The organism is Leifsonia sp. PARNA 1/14, from assembly GCF_055720965.1.
On sequence record NZ_JBVQSP010000006.1, the window covers coordinates 264,810 to 281,283 of the forward strand.

At 70.5% G+C, this 16,474-nt stretch carries 13 protein-coding genes; 3 read left to right on the plus strand and 10 right to left on the minus strand.

Features of this window, described 5'->3' with window-relative positions; genetic code table 11:
- A partial coding sequence (locus tag AC0HS0_RS16885) for a malate dehydrogenase (protein ID WP_472965297.1) occupies positions 1 to 942 on the plus strand: 942 nt, incomplete at its 5' end.
- Positions 943 to 1,078: 136 nt separating this feature from the next.
- Here the strand turns inward: AC0HS0_RS16885 and AC0HS0_RS16890 are convergent.
- The 9 genes from AC0HS0_RS16890 to melA all read right to left on the minus strand — a co-directional run bounded on the left by AC0HS0_RS16890 (position 1,079) and on the right by melA (position 12,584).
- Positions 1,079 to 3,202, minus strand: a complete 2,124-nt coding sequence (locus AC0HS0_RS16890) for an acyl-CoA dehydrogenase family protein (protein ID WP_472965298.1) — start codon at positions 3,200 to 3,202, stop codon at positions 1,079 to 1,081.
- 164 nt (positions 3,203 to 3,366) lie between these two features.
- Positions 3,367 to 3,819 (minus strand): DapH/DapD/GlmU-related protein, encoded by a 453-nt coding sequence (locus AC0HS0_RS16895; protein ID WP_472965299.1) that lies wholly within the window; start codon positions 3,817 to 3,819, stop codon positions 3,367 to 3,369.
- Between the two features lie 185 nt (positions 3,820 to 4,004).
- A complete protein-coding gene (locus tag AC0HS0_RS16900; RefSeq protein WP_472965300.1) occupies positions 4,005 to 5,804 on the minus strand; it encodes a glycoside hydrolase family 3 protein in 1,800 nt (599 codons plus the stop codon).
- 162 nt (positions 5,805 to 5,966) lie between these two features.
- Entirely contained in the window at positions 5,967 to 6,923 is a 957-nt protein-coding gene (locus AC0HS0_RS16905; RefSeq protein ID WP_472965301.1) for a carbohydrate kinase family protein, read from the minus strand.
- A complete protein-coding gene (locus AC0HS0_RS16910; protein ID WP_472965302.1) occupies positions 6,920 to 7,810 on the minus strand; it encodes a carbohydrate ABC transporter permease in 891 nt (296 codons plus the stop codon). Before AC0HS0_RS16910 ends, AC0HS0_RS16905 begins: the two co-directional genes overlap by 4 nt.
- Positions 7,810 to 8,769: a carbohydrate ABC transporter permease gene (locus tag AC0HS0_RS16915; protein ID WP_472965303.1), complete on the minus strand. Its 960-nt coding sequence runs from the start codon at positions 8,767 to 8,769 to the stop codon at positions 7,810 to 7,812. Before AC0HS0_RS16915 ends, AC0HS0_RS16910 begins: the two co-directional genes overlap by 1 nt.
- A gap of 19 nt (positions 8,770 to 8,788) precedes the next feature.
- On the minus strand, positions 8,789 to 10,135 hold the full coding sequence (locus AC0HS0_RS16920) for an ABC transporter substrate-binding protein (protein WP_472965304.1): 1,347 nt from the start codon (positions 10,133 to 10,135) through the stop codon (positions 8,789 to 8,791).
- Between the two features lie 62 nt (positions 10,136 to 10,197).
- Entirely contained in the window at positions 10,198 to 11,079 is an 882-nt protein-coding gene (locus AC0HS0_RS16925) for an SIS domain-containing protein (RefSeq protein ID WP_472965305.1), read from the minus strand.
- A 152-nt stretch (positions 11,080 to 11,231) separates the two neighbouring features.
- Positions 11,232 to 12,584, minus strand: a complete 1,353-nt coding sequence (gene melA / locus AC0HS0_RS16930) for an alpha-galactosidase (protein WP_472965306.1) — start codon at positions 12,582 to 12,584, stop codon at positions 11,232 to 11,234.
- 122 nt (positions 12,585 to 12,706) lie between these two features.
- Between melA and AC0HS0_RS16935 the strand changes: the two genes are divergently transcribed.
- Both AC0HS0_RS16935 and AC0HS0_RS16940 read left to right on the plus strand, forming a co-directional pair.
- Positions 12,707 to 13,519, plus strand: a complete 813-nt coding sequence (locus tag AC0HS0_RS16935; RefSeq protein ID WP_472965307.1) for a DeoR/GlpR family DNA-binding transcription regulator — start codon at positions 12,707 to 12,709, stop codon at positions 13,517 to 13,519.
- 219 nt (positions 13,520 to 13,738) lie between these two features.
- Entirely contained in the window at positions 13,739 to 14,314 is a 576-nt protein-coding gene (locus tag AC0HS0_RS16940) for a dihydrofolate reductase family protein (protein ID WP_472965308.1), read from the plus strand.
- 88 nt (positions 14,315 to 14,402) lie between these two features.
- Here the strand turns inward: AC0HS0_RS16940 and recQ are convergent, their stop codons facing one another.
- Positions 14,403 to 16,412, minus strand: coding sequence for a DNA helicase RecQ (gene recQ / locus AC0HS0_RS16945; RefSeq protein WP_472965309.1), 2,010 nt, complete (start codon positions 16,410 to 16,412; stop codon positions 14,403 to 14,405).
- Between the last annotated feature and the right edge of the window lie 62 nt (positions 16,413 to 16,474).

Genomic DNA, 16,474 nt, shown 5'->3' on the forward strand with positions numbered 1-16,474 from the left:
GGACAGATCGGCTACGCCCTCCTCTTCCGCATCGCCTCCGGCCAGCTGTTCGGGCCGGAGGTCCCCGTGCGGCTCCGGATGCTGGAGATCCCGGCCGGGCGCGCCGCGGCCGAGGGCACGGCCCTCGAATTGCTCGACGGCGCCTTCCCGCTGCTGCACTCGCTCGAGGTCACGGAGGACGCCGGCACGGCCTTCGATGGCGTGAGCGCCGCTCTGCTCGTCGGCGCGCGCCCGCGCACCGCCGGGATGGAGCGCGCCGACCTCTTGCAGGCCAACGGCGGCATCTTCGGGCCACAGGGCGCCGCGTTGAACGCGGGGGCGGCGGACGACGTGCGCGTGCTCGTCGTCGGCAACCCCGCCAACACCAACGCGCTGATCGCGAGCGCGCACGCGCCCGACATCCCGGCCGAGCGGTTCACCGCGATGACCCGGCTCGACCACAACCGTGCCGTCGCCCAGCTCGCCGCGAAGCTCGGCGTGCCGGTCTCGGCGATCGACGGAGTGATCGTCTGGGGCAACCACTCGGCGAGCCAGTACCCCGACCTCAGCCACGCCACGGTCGACGGGCGCCCCGCTACCGACCTCGTCGAAGAGGACTGGCTGGCCGACGAGTACATTCCGCGGGTGGCGAACCGCGGCGCCGAGATCATCGCCGTGCGCGGATCGTCCTCGGCGGCCTCCGCCGCGAGCGCCGCCATCGACCACATGCACGACTGGGTGCACGGCACCGGCGCCCGCTGGACCTCCGCCGCCGTGGTGTCCGACGGTTCCTACGGCGTGCCCGAGGGACTCATCTCGTCGTTCCCGGTGCGCGGCGTGGATGGCCGCTGGGAGGTCGTCCAGGGCCTGGAGATCGACGCCTTCTCACGCGAGCGCATCGACGCCTCCGTCGCCGAGCTCGTCGCCGAGCGCGAGGCCGTCCGCGCCCTCGGCCTCCTGTAGCGCCGCTCCCGCGCGAGGGCCCCGACATTCGTCACGAACCACGACATTCGTGGCACGAAACGCGACATTCGTCACGAATGTCGCAGCCCCCTCGGGGGGAGGCGGCGATATTCGTGACGAATGTGGGAGGCGCGGGTCAGCGGTGCTTCGAGGGCGCCTTCTCGGGCGTCGGCAGCGTGCCCGCGGCGCGGCGCTCGGCGTAGTAGGCGCGGGCCTCGGCCTGGCGCTCGCCCTCCGCGCCGCTCGCGATCTTCGCGCGGACGAGCTCTGGCCCGTAGCCGAACGCGTCGACGAGGTCGACCGCGTGCGGGCGCAGGCGCGACAGCAGCCGGTCGATGTACGCCGACACCGCCTGCGCGCGCTGCGGCGACAGCCGGCCGTGGATGAGGTACCACGACAGGTGCTTCTCGATCAGGCCGAAACCGAACAGGTCGCGCAGCCAGGTCAGCACCTGCTTGGTGCCGGCGTCGGGAGCCTGCTCCAGGGCCTCCGTGAACGCCTCCCACTGCAGCAGCTCGCCGTGCGCCCGCGCGGCCTCGATGAGCTCGTTCTGCTGCGAGTTGAACAGGTCGGCCGCCGCCTTCTTGCCGAGCCTGGAGGCCGGGCGGAGACGCCCGCCGATCTCCGAGATCATCGTCTCGACCCGATCGGTCAGCAGCTCGCGCTGCGTCGCCGACTCCTGCAGCCAGTTGACCGACCGTGCCGTCGAACCGAAGTCGCGCACGGTCTGGCCGACACTGCGCAGCCCGGTTCCGTGGTAGGCCTTGCCGGCCGCCTGGACGACGACGTAGCGGGCGAGCGCACCGGCGTCGGCCTTGGCGAACTTGCGGCTGAAGTCGGTCAGGAGTCGCTTGGCGACCAGCTGCAGGAGGACGTTGTTGTCGCCCTCGAACGTCACCCAGATGTCGAGGTCCTGCCGCAGCGAGGTGATGCGGTTCTCGGTGAGGAAGCCTGCGCCTCCGCAGGCCTCGCGGGCCTCCTGCAGCGTCTCGAGCGCGTGCCAGGTGCTCAGCGGCTTGAGGGCGGCCGCGATGGTCTCCAGGTCCTGGCGGTCGGCGTCGGTGTCCGCCTTGCCGCTGAACACGTCGTCGAACTTGCGCAGGAACACCTCGTGCGCGAACCCGGCCGCGTAGGTCGTGGCGAGCAGCGGCAGGAGCCGGCGCTGGTGGCGCTGGTAGTCGAGGATGACCTCTTCGTCGGTGTCGCTGCCCGCGGTGAACTGGCGGCGCTGGTCGGCGTAGGTGATCGCGATCTTCAGGCCGATCTTCGATGCGATGGTCGCGGACCCGTCGAGCGAGACGCGGCCCTGCACGAGGGTGCCGAGCATCGTGAAGAAGCGACGGCCGGGGCTGGCGATCGGCGAGGTGTAGGTGCCGTCCTCCGCGACGTCGCCGTAGCGGTTGAGGAGGTCGGTGCGCGGGATGCGCACACCGGTGAAGTGCAGCCTCCCGTTGTCGATGCCGTTGAGGCCGCCCTTCTGGCCGTCGTCCTCGCCGCCGATGCCCGGCAGGAAGTCGCCGTTCGCGTCACGGATCGGCACGTAGAACGCGTGCACGCCGTGGTTGACGCCCTGCGTGACGAGCTGGGCGAACACGACCGCGGCGGTCGCGTCGACGGCGGCGTTGCCGAGGTAGTCCTTCCACGCCCCGCGGAACGGGGTGTCGACGACGAACTCCTGCGTCTCGGGGTCGTAGGTCGCCGTGGTCGCGACAGCGGCGACGTCGGAGCCGTGGCCGGTCTCGGTCATGGCGAACGCGCCGGGCACGTCCAGCGACATGATCGCCGGCAGGTAGGTCTCGTGGTGGTGCTGCGTGCCGAGGTGCAGCACGGCGGCTCCGAAGAGCCCCCACTGCACGCCCGACTTGATCTGGAGGGACGGGTCGGCCGCGACGAGCTCCTCGAACGCCGCGATGTTGCCGCCGTGGTCGTCAGCGCCGCCGACCGACTTCGGGAAGGCGCGGTGCACCTGGCCGTGCTCGACCAGCAGCTTCAGCTGCTCGAAGACGCGCGACCGGTGGTCGGCGACGGACAGTCCCTCCACCTTCTGCAGGTCGGGACGCGCGGCCAGCTCGCGGGAGGCGAGCCGCGCCTCCGCCCACTGGCCCAGCAGCTGGCGGCCCAGCGCCTCCACATCGACGTGCGGTGCGGCGCCGGACGGCGCAGTGGCCGCGGCGGCTGCAGCCGCTTCGGACGCGGCGACGTCGGTGACGGACAGGGTGTTGTCAGGCTTCTGGGTGGCGCGCTCGGCAGTGTCAACCATGAGTTTCCTCTTCGATCTCTCTACGGTGCTCGCCACGCTACGGCTGCCGGGCCGCGGGCGGAAACCGTCGGTGCGGCGGCTACAAAAACGGCCCGCGGGGTCCGCGGGCCGTTTGTGGGAAGCTCCAAATCGACCTCCGCCTCCTCAGCGGATGTCGACAACGATCAGGCTGCTCGACGCGTCAGTCGCGCTCCGCGCGGCGGAGCCGAGAGCGCGGCCCTCGCCGCCGCGGCACCGCGCAGTTCGATCACGGTGCCGGCCGGCACCTGCTCGTCGCGGTCGACGCGCGCGCCGTTGCCGATCATCGAGTTCTCCCCGATCTTGACGTTGCTGCCGATGCGCACACCGCTGCCGACGACGCAGCCCTTGCCGACGTGGACGTTGGCGCCCACGAAGGTGCGGTCGCCGATCGTCACGCCGCTGTCGATCCAGCTGCCGGCGCCGATGTAGGCGTCGAGCCCGATGCGGGCGTCGGCCTCCACGTACGCGCTCGGCTCGATGTGGGCCGACTCGGCGACGCGCGCCGACGGCGACACGAGGCCCTTCCCGTTCGCGTGCCTTCTGTACTTGATGACTGCGCCGGTCTCGTCCTCGAGCTCTTCGATCCTCCGTGCCATTTCATCCCCTCCTTCGAGATCGTCGCGAAAACTATGTCACCTGACATAACCGCGGGCGGGAGGGAAAGATTCCCTGATCGCCCCACGGAACGGGCACAGTACGCCCAGTACCGCGGGACGACCAGGGGGAACGCTCGGAACCTGCTGAACGCCGGACCCTCGCAGGAGGCGCAGGCCCGATCGCGCTAGTAGCTCAGCCCGTGCCCGAAGCGGAACAGCGGATCGGCGGTGTCGAACGGCACGTCCGGGCGGTTCGCCTCCACGGCCTCCATCGACGACGGGAGGTCCATCGGCAACCGGCCCTGCGGCGCGGCCTCGCCGAACAGCACGTCGAGCAGGGCGACGGCGCTCGCGCCGTAGTCGACCGAGATCGCGGCCACCTCCTCCGCGATCGGGGTCAGGATGGCCGGCCGGTCGAGGAACACCTGCACGACCGTCGGAACAGCCCGCGCGACGGCGAGCACCTCATCCACCGTCTCCTGGGCGAAGTCGAGCGAGCCTGCGTGGAAGAAGTTCTCGAACATCGTCGAGCGCTGCTCGTACGGGGCGTGCAGACGCACCAGCGCGACATCGGCCTCCTCGACGGTGTCGACCACAGTCGCGTAGCCCGCGACGAGCGCAGGGTCGAAGCCGCGCACGAGCACCTTGGCGCCTCGGGCGAGCGGCAGGAGTCCCTCGTTCTTCAGCAGGGTGACGGAGGCGCGCTGCGCCGCCTCACCCGCCGCGACGAACTCGGCGTTGCCGACGACCGCGGTGGCCCGCGCGGGATCGACCGTCGGGGCGTCGAACAGGCCGAGGCGGAACTTCTCGCGCAGGAGGCGCCTCGCCGACACGTCGAGACGGTCCTCCGGCAGCTCGCCGCTGCGCACGAGGTCGATCAGCAACTCCGGGATGGACTCGCCCCCGAACTGGTCGGCCCCCGCGTCGAGGACCTTGCGCATCCGCTCGCGCGGCGACAGGTGCTCGACTCCCCAGGCACGCGCCGGGAAGGGCTCTCCGCCGATCTCGCCGTCGCTGATCAGTCCCCAGTCGGTGCAGACGATGCCGTCGAAGCCGTAGCGCTCGCGCAGCAGGCCGGTGATGACCGACTTGTTGAAGCCGAAGCCGACCTCCTCGTACTCGGTGCCGACCGGCATGCCGTAATACGGCATGATCTGGCTGGTGCCCGCCTCGAAGGCCGCCTCGAACGGCTTCAGGTGCGTCTCGAACCGGCCGCCGGGGTAGACCTGCTCGCGGCCGTAGGGGAAGTGCGGGTCCTCGCCGTCCTTCTGCGGGCCGCCTCCCGGGAAGTGCTTGGTCATGGTGGCGACGGAGTCCGGGCCGAGCTCGGAGCCCTGGAAGCCGCGGATGTAGGCGGCGCCGAGCCGGGAGGTCAGCTCCGGGTCTTCGCCGAAAGTGGCGGACTGACGCGCCCAGCGCGGTTCGGTGGCGAGGTCGATCTGCGGGTGCAGGGCCACGCGGATGCCGACTGCGGTGTACTCCTGGCGCGCGATGTCGGCGAAGCGCTCCACGAGTTCCTCGTCGCCGATCGCGGCGAGCCCCATGGTCTCCGGCCACTGCGAGAACGGTCCTGCCATCATCGCGGCGAGCGGGTTGTCGCTGAACGAGTGCCGCGGGTCGGTGGAGAAGGTGACCGGGATGCCGAGGCGCGTGCTCGCCGCGACCTCCTGCACGCGGTTGTGCCACTCGGCCATCTCGGCGGCCGAGCTCGCGGCGCCGAACACGTTGAAATGCGTCATGTGGCGGTCGCGGATCATCTCGGTGCTGTCGGCGATGCCGAACGCGGGGTCCGGGCCGGCGACAGTGCCGCCCTCGCCGATGGTCATCATCGTCTGGAAGAAGAGCCCGGCCTTCTCCTCCAGAGTCATCTGCGCGAGCAGGTTCTCGACGCGCTCGTCGATCGGGAGGCCGGCGTCGCGGTAGCGGGAGTCGACCTCCGGCGCGGTGTTCTCGGCGGCGGTCGTGGTCTGGTCGGTGTCGGTCATTCGCACTCCTTCGGGCGTCACGGGTTGACGTCCATCATCATAAACCGAGCAACACTTGGTTTTCGCCGTGAATCGCTCTCGAAGAATCGACGAAGGGCACGTTGTTGTCGCTTCCGGGCTCCGAAAGCGACAACAACGTGCCCTTCGAGTGGTGCTGGAGGATTACGCGACGGCGACGTGCAGGTCGTCGCGGGTGGCCTGGGCGGCGGTGCCGCCGCGGCCGCGCACCGAGAGCGAACCGGCGGTCGCCGCCCAGCGCAGCCGATCCTGCTCGTCGGGGACTCCGTCGAGCAGCGCGGCGAGGTAGCCCGCGTCGAAACTGTCGCCGGCGCCGGTGGTGTCGGCGACCTCCACGTGCAACCCACGGGCGGAGGCGACGCGCGCGCCGGCCTCGAAAGCGATGCCACCCTCGGCGCCCGCCTTCACGACCACGCGGCAGCCGAGCTCCGAGAGCACCGCCGCGGCCTCCTCGAGCCCTGCCGGGGCCGTGCCGGTGACGGAGGCGGCGATCGCCAGCGCCTCCTCACGGTTGGGGAGGAAGACCGCGACCCGCCGCAGCACCGCGTCGAGGCCGCTCCAGCGTTCGGACGGGTCCCAGTTGGTGTCGAGGCTGACCGTGACGCCGCGCTCGCCCAGCCAGGCGAGCAGCTCGGGCAGGGAGGCAGCCAGGCCGGGCTGCAAGAAGTACGACGCGACGTGCACGTGCCGCGGTCGCAGCCGCTCGACCGCCTCCCGCACCGATGCGGCGGTCAGGCTCGGGATGGTGCCGGGCAGGGTGAGGATGGCGCGGTCGTGCGGCTCCGAGAGCACGACGGAGAGCCCGGTGGGCACGGAGTCGTCGACGGACACGGCGGAGACGTCGACCCCTGCGGCACGCAGCTCGTCGAGCACGAACGAGCCGAACCGGTCGTCGCCGACCACCGCGGCGAGCGCCGTGCGCGCGCCGAGGCGGGCGAGCCCGCAGGCGACGATCGAGGCGCTGCCGCCGAGCAGCAGATCGGCGGTGTCGAGCAGCTGCTCGGCCTGGCCGAACCGCGGCACCGTGTCGCCGGTGAGCAGGAGGTCGGGGTTGGCGTCGCCGACCACGAGCACGTCCACGAGGCCGTCGTCCCCGCTCATCCCTTCAGCCCGGAGAACGTCATCGTCGCGATGAAGTGCCGCTGCGCGAACAGGAAGAACAGGATCAGAGGCAGCGTCGCGACGACGTTGCCCGCCATGATCAGGCTCCAGTCTGTCTGGTGGGCGCCCTGGAAGTTCGCGATGCCCAGCTGCAGCGTGAACGCCTGCTGGTTGTTGATCGCGATGAGCGGCCAGACCAGGTCGTTCCACGCGCCGAGCAGCGTGAAGATCGCGAGCGTCGCGAGCGCCGGGCGGGCCAGCGGCAGAACGATCCGGAAGAAGATCTGCCAGCGGTTGCAGCCGTCGATCGCTCCGGCCTCCTCCAGCTCAGCGGGAAGCGAGAGGAAGAACTGCCGCATCAGGAAGATGCCGAACGCCGTCGCCAGCCAGGGCACGATCGCCGCGCCCAGCCCGTTCAGGAGGCCGAGAGTCGCGAACAGGATGTACGTCGGGATCATCAGCAGCTGGGTCGGGATCATGATCGTCGCCAGGATCATCAGGAAGCCGAAGTTGCGCCCGGCGAACTTCAGCCGCGCGAAGCCGTAGCCGGCCAGCGAGCACAGCACCAGGTTGGAGACGATCGCCGCCGTCGACACGATCACGGTGTTGCCCAGCCACAGCATGATGTCCGTCGTGCCGAACAGCTTGGCGTAGCCGTCGAGCGTGAAGTGCGACGGGATGAACGGCGGCGGGAAGGCCACCAGCTCCTTCGCGGGCGAGAACGACGCGAGCGTCATCTGGAGGAACGGCACCAGGAAGAGGATCGCGATCGGGAACAGCACGAAGTGCCACCCGCTGAACTTCAGCCTTCGCTTGCCGCGGCCGCTGCCGCTCTGGGCGGCGACCCGTTCGGTCGCCGACGAGACCTGGTCGAGCACGCTGACCATCAGATCGCCTCCGATCCCCGGCGCCGCGAGTACAGCACGACGCCGATCGTGATGAGCAGCGTGACCGCGAACAGCACGTACGCCGCGGCGGAGCCGTAGCCGAACTGCAGCGCGTGGAACGCCTTGTCGTAGAGGAAGTACACGATCGTCGTGGTGGCGTCCAGCGGGCCGCCCTTGGTCGTCGTGTAGACGAGGTCGAAGAGCTGGATGGCCTCGATCGTCTGCCAGATCGTGACGAACACCGTCACCGGCGCCAGCTGCGGCCAGACGATCCGCCAGAACGTCTGCCAGCGGTTCGCGCCGTCGATGCGGGCCGCCTCGATGAGGTCGGCCGGCACGTCCTGGAGGGCGGCCAGGTAGATCACGGTGGTGAACGCGGCGGCGCCCCACAGCGACATGATCGCGATGACGATCATGGCCTGGTGCGGGTCGTCGAGCCAGCCCTGCTGCGGGAGGCCGAGCACCCGGAGCACGTTGTTGACGAGACCGAACTGCGGGCTGAACAGGTACGTCGACAGGATGCCGGTCGACGCCGCGGAGGCCACGAAGGGCACGAAGATCGCCGTGCGGTAGAAGCCCATCCAGCGGATGCGCCGGTTCAGCGCGACCGCGAGGAACAGCCCGAGCAGCACCGAGGCCGGCACGAACAGGAGGGTGAAGCCCACCGTGTTGAGCACCGCATTGCCGAAGTCGGCGTCGGACATCAGGTCGGCGTAGTTCTGGCCGCCCACCCAAGTGGCCTGGCTGAAGCCGTCCCACTTCTGGAACGAGAGCACGAACGCCCAGAGCGCCGGGAAGATCGACAGGCCCAGGATGATGATGGTCGCCGGGGCGACAAACCCCCAACCGGTGAGAGCCGAGGTCAGCCCCTGCTTGCGGCGGGCGCGGCGGCTGCTCTTCGCATCCGCCGGCACACCCTGCGCCGGCGACCCTGGGCGCGGCACGGTCATGTCTGCCATGTGGTGGTGCTCCGCGTTCCTACTTCTTCGCCTGGGCGTCGGCCGTCTTCGCGGCCTGGTCGAGCGCCGGACCGGGCTCGCCCTGGCCCTGCAGAACCTGCGAGATCGACTTGCCGATCGCGACCGACAGGGAGGCGTAGCTCTCGGTGGTCGGGCGCGTCTGCTTGACGTTCTTCGAGTTGGCGACGAAGACGTCGTAGCCCGGGTACTCAGCGGTCTGCTTGGCGACGGCGTCCGACGTCGCCTCCGACGACCGCAGCGGGAGGTTGCCTTGGTCCACGTTGAAGCGCTCGTCCTGCGCGGGCGAGGTCAGCCACTGCGCGAACTGGGTCGCCCAGTAGGCGCGGTTCTTGTCGTGGTGGTCGAACAGCGCCCAGATGTCGGGGCCCGACACCGTCTGGTGGTCGCCGTTCGTGCCCGGAAGCTGAACGACGCCGTACTTCGTGCCGCCGGTCTTCAGGTCCGACAGCTCCCACGGGCCGGAGGTGATCATTCCGATGCGGTTGCTGACGAACAGCTGGCCGAACTTCTCGTCGGTCTGGTCGAGGTAGACGCTCTTGTCATCGACCGCCATCGAGCGCAGGAAGGTGAGCGCGTCGTCGCCGGCGGTCGAGTTGAACGCGGCCTTGCCATCGCTGTTCAGGATGGACCCGCCGTTCTGCCACAGGTGCGGCCAGAACTGCCAGGTCGTCTCCTCACTGCCCGAGACGGAGTAGCCGTAGCCGTAGACGTGGTTCGCCGGGTCGGTCAGCTTCTTCGCCGCGGCGCGGAAGTCCTCCCAGGTCCAGTCGGCGGTCGGGTAGGCGAGGCCGGCCTTGTCGAACAGCGTCTTGTTGTAGAGGAGGCCGATGTTGTCGACGACCGCCGGGAAGCCGATGATCTTCGACCCGGAGGGCTGCGCGGTGCCGCGGGCGGCCGCGGTGAACTCGTCCCAGTTGACGCCGGGCTTCTTGACGTCGGCGGAGATGTCGAGCGTGCGGCCGGAGGATTCCAGCTGTCCCGCCCAGGAGCCGTACGAGTACGACATGTCGGGGTATTGGTTGCCGGCGAACCCGGCCGACAGCTTCTGCAACAGACCGTCGGTCGAGGAGGCGCCGGGCGAGATGTCGACGGTGACATTGGGGTGCGCCTTCTCGAACTCCTTGCCCAGTTGCTCGATCGACTTCTCGAAAGCGTCGGCCTGACCCGACCACACCTGGATCGTGACTTTGGCGGACTTGTCGAGGGTGGTCGCGCCCTGCGTCCCGCTGCAGCCGGCGAGCGCCACGAGGGCGGCGGTCGCGGTGAGGGCGGCGGCGGTGCGGAGGGCGTGGCGGCGGACAGCGCTGCGGGCGGGTCCGGTGTTCTTCGGGGGGCGAGGTAGCATCTTCGGTTCCTCTCGGGTGGTCTGCGTCGACGGTGGCTGGGGCTGCGCGGTGCGCCGGCAGGTCAGCCGAGAACGATCGACCGGGTCAGGTGACGGGGGTTGTCGGGGTCGAGGCCGCGGTGGGCGGCGATGGCGACCGCGAGCCGCTGCGCGTTGGCGAGCTCGACGAGCGGGTCGTGGCTGCTGGTGCGCACGGTCGCGCCGACACGCTCGATGTCCTCCACGAGGCTGGGCTCGCTGCGGCCGATGATCCAGACCAGCGACTTCTCGCCGGCGACCGCGAGCGGGCCGTGCCGGTAGTCGAGCAGCGGGTACGACTCAGCCCAGGCCTGCGCGGCCTCCCGGATCTTGAGCGCGGCCTCCTGGGCCAGGCCGTAGGTCCAGCCGCTGCCGAGGTAGACGAAGTGCTCGAGCGACGCGGTGTCGAGACCGAGCGGCTGGGCGAGCGCGGCCTCGGCCTCGTCGGGGAGGCCGCTCACGTCCTCGCCGAAGGCGGAGCGGGCGAGCACCAGGAAGGTCGTGGGGAAGCGCGTCTGCACGACCGACTCCTCGTCGGCGAAGTCGAGCAGAAGCACGTCGTCGGCGCGCTCGGCGACGGGCGAGTCGGCGACTCCGGTGACCGCGATCACGCGCACGCCCTCGGGCAGGCCCTCGATCGCCTCGATCGCCTCCGTCGTGGTGCCCGAGCGGCTGAGGACGACGACCGCGTCGTAGTCGCGCCACGGCCACGGCTCCGACGCGTAGGCGGCGTCGGTCATCCCGAAGCCGGCGCCCTCGCGCAGCGCGGCGAACGACTCGGCGACGTACGCCGAGGTGCCGCAACCGAGCACGAGCACGCGCGCACCCGGCAGGGTGAGCAGGTCGCGGGCGCGGTCGGCGTGGCGGTCGAGGGCTTCACGCCAGACGGCGGGCTGGCTGTCGATCTCGCGGGAGGTCAGTGTCACGGGGTGCTCCTTCGTGCGGTGCTGCGCGATCCGCGGATGTCGCGGCGTCGCGCCTTCTTCATCATTGGCTGGTGGTTGATCGTTTGACAACGAAACCGCTCGGTTCGCTCACTCGGAGTGATCGTTTGTAACAAACGTGTTTCGAACGGCTGTCAGTGCGCTGCCTGCGGGCTCGGTGACAGGCTCGCCGCCGGACTCGCCGACTCGAGCGTGCCGCCGAGCGCGACGGGCAGTCGTTCGGCGTGGCGGAGGGTCAGCTCGTCGCACAGCGCCCAGATCTGCTCGGGCGTCAGCGACGAGCTGGCGTTGGGGTCGGTCAGCACCGCGCGGCGCACGAGGGCCGGGTCGCCGGTGCGGGCGGCCTCCACCGCCAGCTCAGCCACCGAGAGGTAGGTGCGGTTGAGCGCGGCGCCCTGCGGCGGGATGTCACCGAACGGCAGCGGGTGCACGCCGTCCGCGTCGACGCGGCTCGGCACCTCCACCACGGCGCCCTCGGGCAGATTGGCGATCAGGCCGCGGTTGACGACGTTCGCGTGGATGATGCGCTCGGTGCCGGTCAGCATCGAGTGGATGACCTGCGGCGCGTACTCGGCGGCGCCCTCCTCCAGCTCCAGCGGCTCCCCCGCGGCGAGCGCGGCCTTGGCGTGCTCGAACTCGGCGACGTTCTCCTCCGAGATGCCGACGTACTCCAGAGGGCGCAGGCGGAAGCGTTCGATCTGCTCGGGCGAGCGCAGGAACCAGGACAGGTACTCGGAGGAGTGCTCGCTGGTCTCGGTCGGGTAGAAGCCGATGCGCTCGAAGACCTCGACGCGCACACGGCGGCGCAGCCCGGGGTCGCGCTCGATGGCCTCCCGGAGCAGCGGGTAGAGGTCTTGGCCGTCGCGCGACCACTCGACCAGCCAGGCCTGGTGGTTGACGCCGGCGGCGCGATAGTGGGTGCCCTCCATCGGCACGCCGATGAGCTCGCAGAGGTCGTGCACGGTCCAGTAGACGCTGTGGCAGAGGCCCACGGTCTTGATCGAGGGGGCGACGACCGACATCCACCAGACGTTCATCGCCATGGGGTTCGTGTAGTTGAGGAACCAGGCGTCCGGGCACAGGTCGAGCATGTCGGCGGCGATGCCCGACAGCACGGGGAACGTGCGCAGCCCGCGGAACACGCCGCCGACGCCGGTGGTGTCGCCGATGGTCTGCAGGAGGCCGGCGGCCGCGGGGACCTCCAGGTCGATGCGCGTGGCGTCGATGCCGCCGACCTGGATCATGTTGATCACGAAGTCGGCGCCGTCGAGGGCCTCGCGGCGGTCGAGGGTGGCGACGATTTCGGCCGTCCTCCCGAACCGCTCGACCAGCTGCTCGGCGGTCGCTGCGGCGACGGCGAGGCGCTCGGCGTCGATGTCGTGGAGGACGATCCTCAGCGTCGGAAGGTCGTCGAAACGGAACAGGTCGGCGAGCAGCTGACGGGTGAAGACGGCACTGCCGGCACCGAGGAAAACAATCTGAGGCATGGGGCGATCCTGCGGTATGGTGTTCACTCCGCGCAACATTATGATCGAATAGCGCCTAAAGTGATCACATCAGTTGATCGGTTGATCGCTTCGATGACGAGTCGCTCGAAAGGGACACTGCAATGGTCGCTCCGTCCGCCGAATCGGCGATCGCCCGCGTCAGCTCGGGTCGCCGCGCGCGACGCATGCTCGAGATCCTCGAGCTGGTGTCGGAGCGCGGCTCGATCAGCCTCGCCGAGCTCTCCGAGACGCTCGACATCTCGGCGCCCACCGCGCGGCGCGATCTTTCCGACCTCGCCGACCAGCAGCTGCTGCTGCGCACGCACGGCGGCGCCGCGGCGCTGGAGCGCGGCCAGGAACTCCCGGTCGCCCTGCGCGACACCCGGTTCCAGGAGGCCAAACGCGCCATCGCGAAGGCCATGGTCGCGCGCCTGCCCGCCGAGCGCCACGTCGTCGCGCTGAGCGGCGGCACCACCACGGCAAGCGTGGCGCGGGCGCTGGCGAACCACCGGGAGATCACGGTGGTCACCAACTCGCTGACGATCGCCAACCTCCTCTCGGGGTTCGCGGGTGTCCGGGTCGTGATGACGGGCGGCTTCCTGCGGCCGCAATCGCTCGAGCTGGTCGGGGCCATCGCCGAGAACACCTTCAACGCCGTCAACGTCGGCACGGCGATCCTCGGCGCCGACGGCATCAGCGTCGGGTCGGGCGTCACCACGCACGACGAGACCGAGGCCCGCACCAATCGGGCCATGGTGGCCAAGGCCCAGCGCACCGTCGTCGTCGCCGACGGCTCCAAGATCGGCAACGTAGCGCTGGCACCCATCGCCGACCTCCACCAGGTCGCCCTGATCATCACCGACAGCTCGGCGGACCCCGACGAACTCGACCGGCTGCGCGCAGCGGGCGTGGAGGTCGTGGTCGCGGACGCGTGAGGGTGTCGCGGAGTGGGCGTCGGGAGGCGTTGCGTAGTGGCGCCGAGCGCTGCGTCGTCAACGGAGGAGTTCCGCCGATTCCCGCCGCCGATCTCCTCCGTTGGCCGCCATCACGCGGCGCGGCGCCGCAAAACTCCTCCCTTGCCAACGGTTGACCGCGCGAACATCGGCTGCCTAGGGTGGCGGCGTCGGCAGATGCCGTCGTCGAAGGGGGACACCATGGCGAGGCTCATCGTGGAGCAGATCGTGTCGGCGGACGGTACCGCGGAGGACTCCGAGGGCGGCATGAGCTTTCTGATGCCGGAGTCGGCCGGCGGGGAGGCCGACCGCGAGCAGCTGCGGCGGCTGGCGGATCTCCAGGCGATCGTTCTCGGGGCGAACACCTATCGGATGTTCGCGTCGTACTGGCCGACGGCGTCGGAGGCGGACGACCCGATCGCGGGCCTGATCAACCGCCTCCCGAAGCATGTCCTGAGCAACACTCTCGATGCGGCGCCATGGGGCGATCTCGCGCCAGCGGTCGTCGAGCGCGGCGATGTCATCGAGTCGCTGCGGCGGCTCAAGGGCGAGTACCCCGGTGAGGTCATCCTGTGGGGCAGCCTGAGCCTCGCGGATGCGGCCTTCCTCGCGGGCGAGGTCGACGTGCTGCGGCTGCGGATCCTCCCGAGCCTGGTCGGCGGCGGGCGCAGTGTCGCCCCCACGGCTCTGCCGGTCACGCCGCTGCGGCTCGTCGCGTCGAACATCCACCCGGGCGGCCAGGTCGCGCTCGAATACGAGGTAGGGTCGCCGGACTGAGCGGCCGCCTTCCGCGGCGACGACCTTCGTCACGAATCACGACATTCGTGCCACGAATCCGCCGATTCGTCACGAACCTGGGGCACGCCTACTGGCTCGCCACCACCTGCAGGAGGGCCTCGCCGTAGGCGTCGCGCTTCTTGGCGCCGATGCCGCTGATGCCGTCGAGCTCGTCGAGGCTGGAGGGCCGCGCGGCCGCGACCGCGCGCAGGGTCGCATCGCCGAAGACGATGTACGCGGGGACGCCCTGCGTCTTCGCCTCGCCCGCCCGCCAGGCGCGCAACGCCTCGAACAGGCCGGCGTCGGCCGGAGCCAGGTCGGTCGAGGCGACCGAGCGCGCGCTGCGGGACGAACGGGTCGCGCGCTCCGGCTCGCGGCGCAGCACCACCTCGCGCGCGCCGGACAGCACCTCGCCTCCGGCGGAGGTGAGTGCGAGCACGCCGTACTCCCCCTCGGGCTTCAGCAGCTCCTGCGCGATCAGCTGGCGGACCACACCACGCCACTGGCTCTCGCCGAGGTCGTCGCCGATGCCCCAGGTCGCGAGCCCGTCGTGACCGTACTGGTCGACCCGCGGCGTGCGCTTGGCGCGCAGGATGTCGATGAGGTGGCCCGCGCCGAACCGCTGCCCGCGCTCGCGTTGGAGCCGCACGACGGTCGACAGCAGCTTCTGAGCCGGAACCGTGCCGTCCCACGTCTCCGGCGGGTTGAGGCAGGTGTCGCAGTTGCCGCACGGCGTCGAGCGCTGACCGAAGTAGTTCAGCAGGTTCACCCGGCGGCAGTGCACCGTCTCGCACAGCGCGAGCATGGCGTCGAGGTGCTGCGTGAGGCGACGCCGGTGCGCCAGGTCGCCCGGGGAGTCGTCGATCATGCGCCGCTGCTGCACGACGTCTTGAAGGCCGTAGGCGAGCCAGGCGGTCGACGGGAGGCCGTCGCGGCCGGCGCGACCGGTCTCCTGGTAGTAGCCCTCGACCGACTTGGGGAGGTCGATGTGCGCCACGAAGCGGACGTCGGGCTTGTCGATGCCCATACCGAACGCGATCGTCGCCACGACGATGACGCCGTCCTCCCGCAGGAACCGCGCCTGTGTGCGCGCACGCGTCTGGGCGTCGAGGCCGGCATGGTACGGAAGCGCCGTGAGGCCGCGGCCGGCGAGGAACTCCGCCGTGCGCTCGACGGAGTTGCGGGAGAGCGCGTAGACGATGCCCGCGTCGCCCGGATGCTCGACCGTGATGAAGTCGAGCAGCTGCTTGCGCACCTCCACCTTGGGCACGATGCGGTATTGGATGTTGGGGCGGTCGAAGTCGGCGACGAAGTGTTCCGCGTGCTCGAGGCGCAGCCGCTCTGTCAGCTCGCGGTGGGTCGCCTCGGTCGCGGTCGCCGTCAGGGCGATGCGCGGTACGTCGGGCCAGCGCTCCGCCAGCTCGGACAGGGCGAGGTAGTCGGGCCGGAAGTCGTGGCCCCACTGCGACACGCAGTGCGCCTCGTCGATGGCGAACAGCGCGACGCGGCCGCGCTCGAGGAAGCGCTTGGTCGCCTCGTTCGACAGCCGCTCGGGGGCCACGTACAGGATGTCGAGGTCGCCGGCGAGGTAGTCGCGCTCGACCGCTGCGCGCTGCCCCCCGTCTTGCGTCGAGTTGAGGAAGGCGGCACGAACGCCGACGGCGGTGAGGGCGTCCACCTGGTCTTGCATGAGCGCGATGAGCGGCGACACCACGATGCCCGTGCCCTCGCGGACGAGGGACGGGATCTGGTAGCAGAGCGACTTGCCGCCGCCGGTGGGCATCAGCACGACCGCGTCGCCGCCGGAGATCACGCGTTCGATGATGGCCGCCTGCTGGCCGCGGAATGCGTCGTAGCCGAACACCGTACGCAGGGCCTCGGCGGCGCTCGCGAACTTCGGCGGCGCCGGGCGGACCGCCGTGGGGGCACCGGCGCGACCTCCACCGGAACGCGCCTCATCGGCCGGGGGCTCGTCCATGAGGGGAACGCCGGCGTACGGGTCCTCCCCGAAGTCGGGCAGCGGCGGCTCGATGTCGAACGGCGCCTCGTCGAAGGGCGGCGCCTCGCGGCCGTCGGGCTCCCCGGTGTTCCAGCTCATTCCTCGATCGTAACGAGCGCCGCTGACCGCGACCGCCGGATGGCGGATCTGTGGAAAGTCCG

Excerpts from the sequence above, each read along its gene's own strand:
- AC0HS0_RS16890 (WP_472965298.1), bottom strand. The coding sequence starts at position 3,202 with ATGGTTGACACTGCCGAGCGCGCCACCCAGAAGCCTGACAACACCCTG.
- AC0HS0_RS16895 (WP_472965299.1), bottom strand. The coding sequence starts at position 3,819 with ATGGCACGGAGGATCGAAGAGCTCGAGGACGAGACCGGCGCAGTCATC.
- AC0HS0_RS16900 (WP_472965300.1), bottom strand. The coding sequence starts at position 5,804 with ATGACCGACACCGACCAGACCACGACCGCCGCCGAGAACACCGCGCCG.
- AC0HS0_RS16905 (WP_472965301.1), bottom strand. The coding sequence starts at position 6,923 with ATGAGCGGGGACGACGGCCTCGTGGACGTGCTCGTGGTCGGCGACGCC.
- AC0HS0_RS16910 (WP_472965302.1), bottom strand. The coding sequence starts at position 7,810 with ATGGTCAGCGTGCTCGACCAGGTCTCGTCGGCGACCGAACGGGTCGCC.
- AC0HS0_RS16915 (WP_472965303.1), bottom strand. The coding sequence starts at position 8,769 with ATGGCAGACATGACCGTGCCGCGCCCAGGGTCGCCGGCGCAGGGTGTG.
- AC0HS0_RS16920 (WP_472965304.1), bottom strand. The coding sequence starts at position 10,135 with ATGCTACCTCGCCCCCCGAAGAACACCGGACCCGCCCGCAGCGCTGTC.
- melA (WP_472965306.1), bottom strand. The coding sequence starts at position 12,584 with ATGCCTCAGATTGTTTTCCTCGGTGCCGGCAGTGCCGTCTTCACCCGT.
- AC0HS0_RS16935 (WP_472965307.1), top strand. The coding sequence starts at position 12,707 with ATGGTCGCTCCGTCCGCCGAATCGGCGATCGCCCGCGTCAGCTCGGGT.
- AC0HS0_RS16940 (WP_472965308.1), top strand. The coding sequence starts at position 13,739 with ATGGCGAGGCTCATCGTGGAGCAGATCGTGTCGGCGGACGGTACCGCG.
- recQ (WP_472965309.1), bottom strand. The coding sequence starts at position 16,412 with ATGAGCTGGAACACCGGGGAGCCCGACGGCCGCGAGGCGCCGCCCTTC.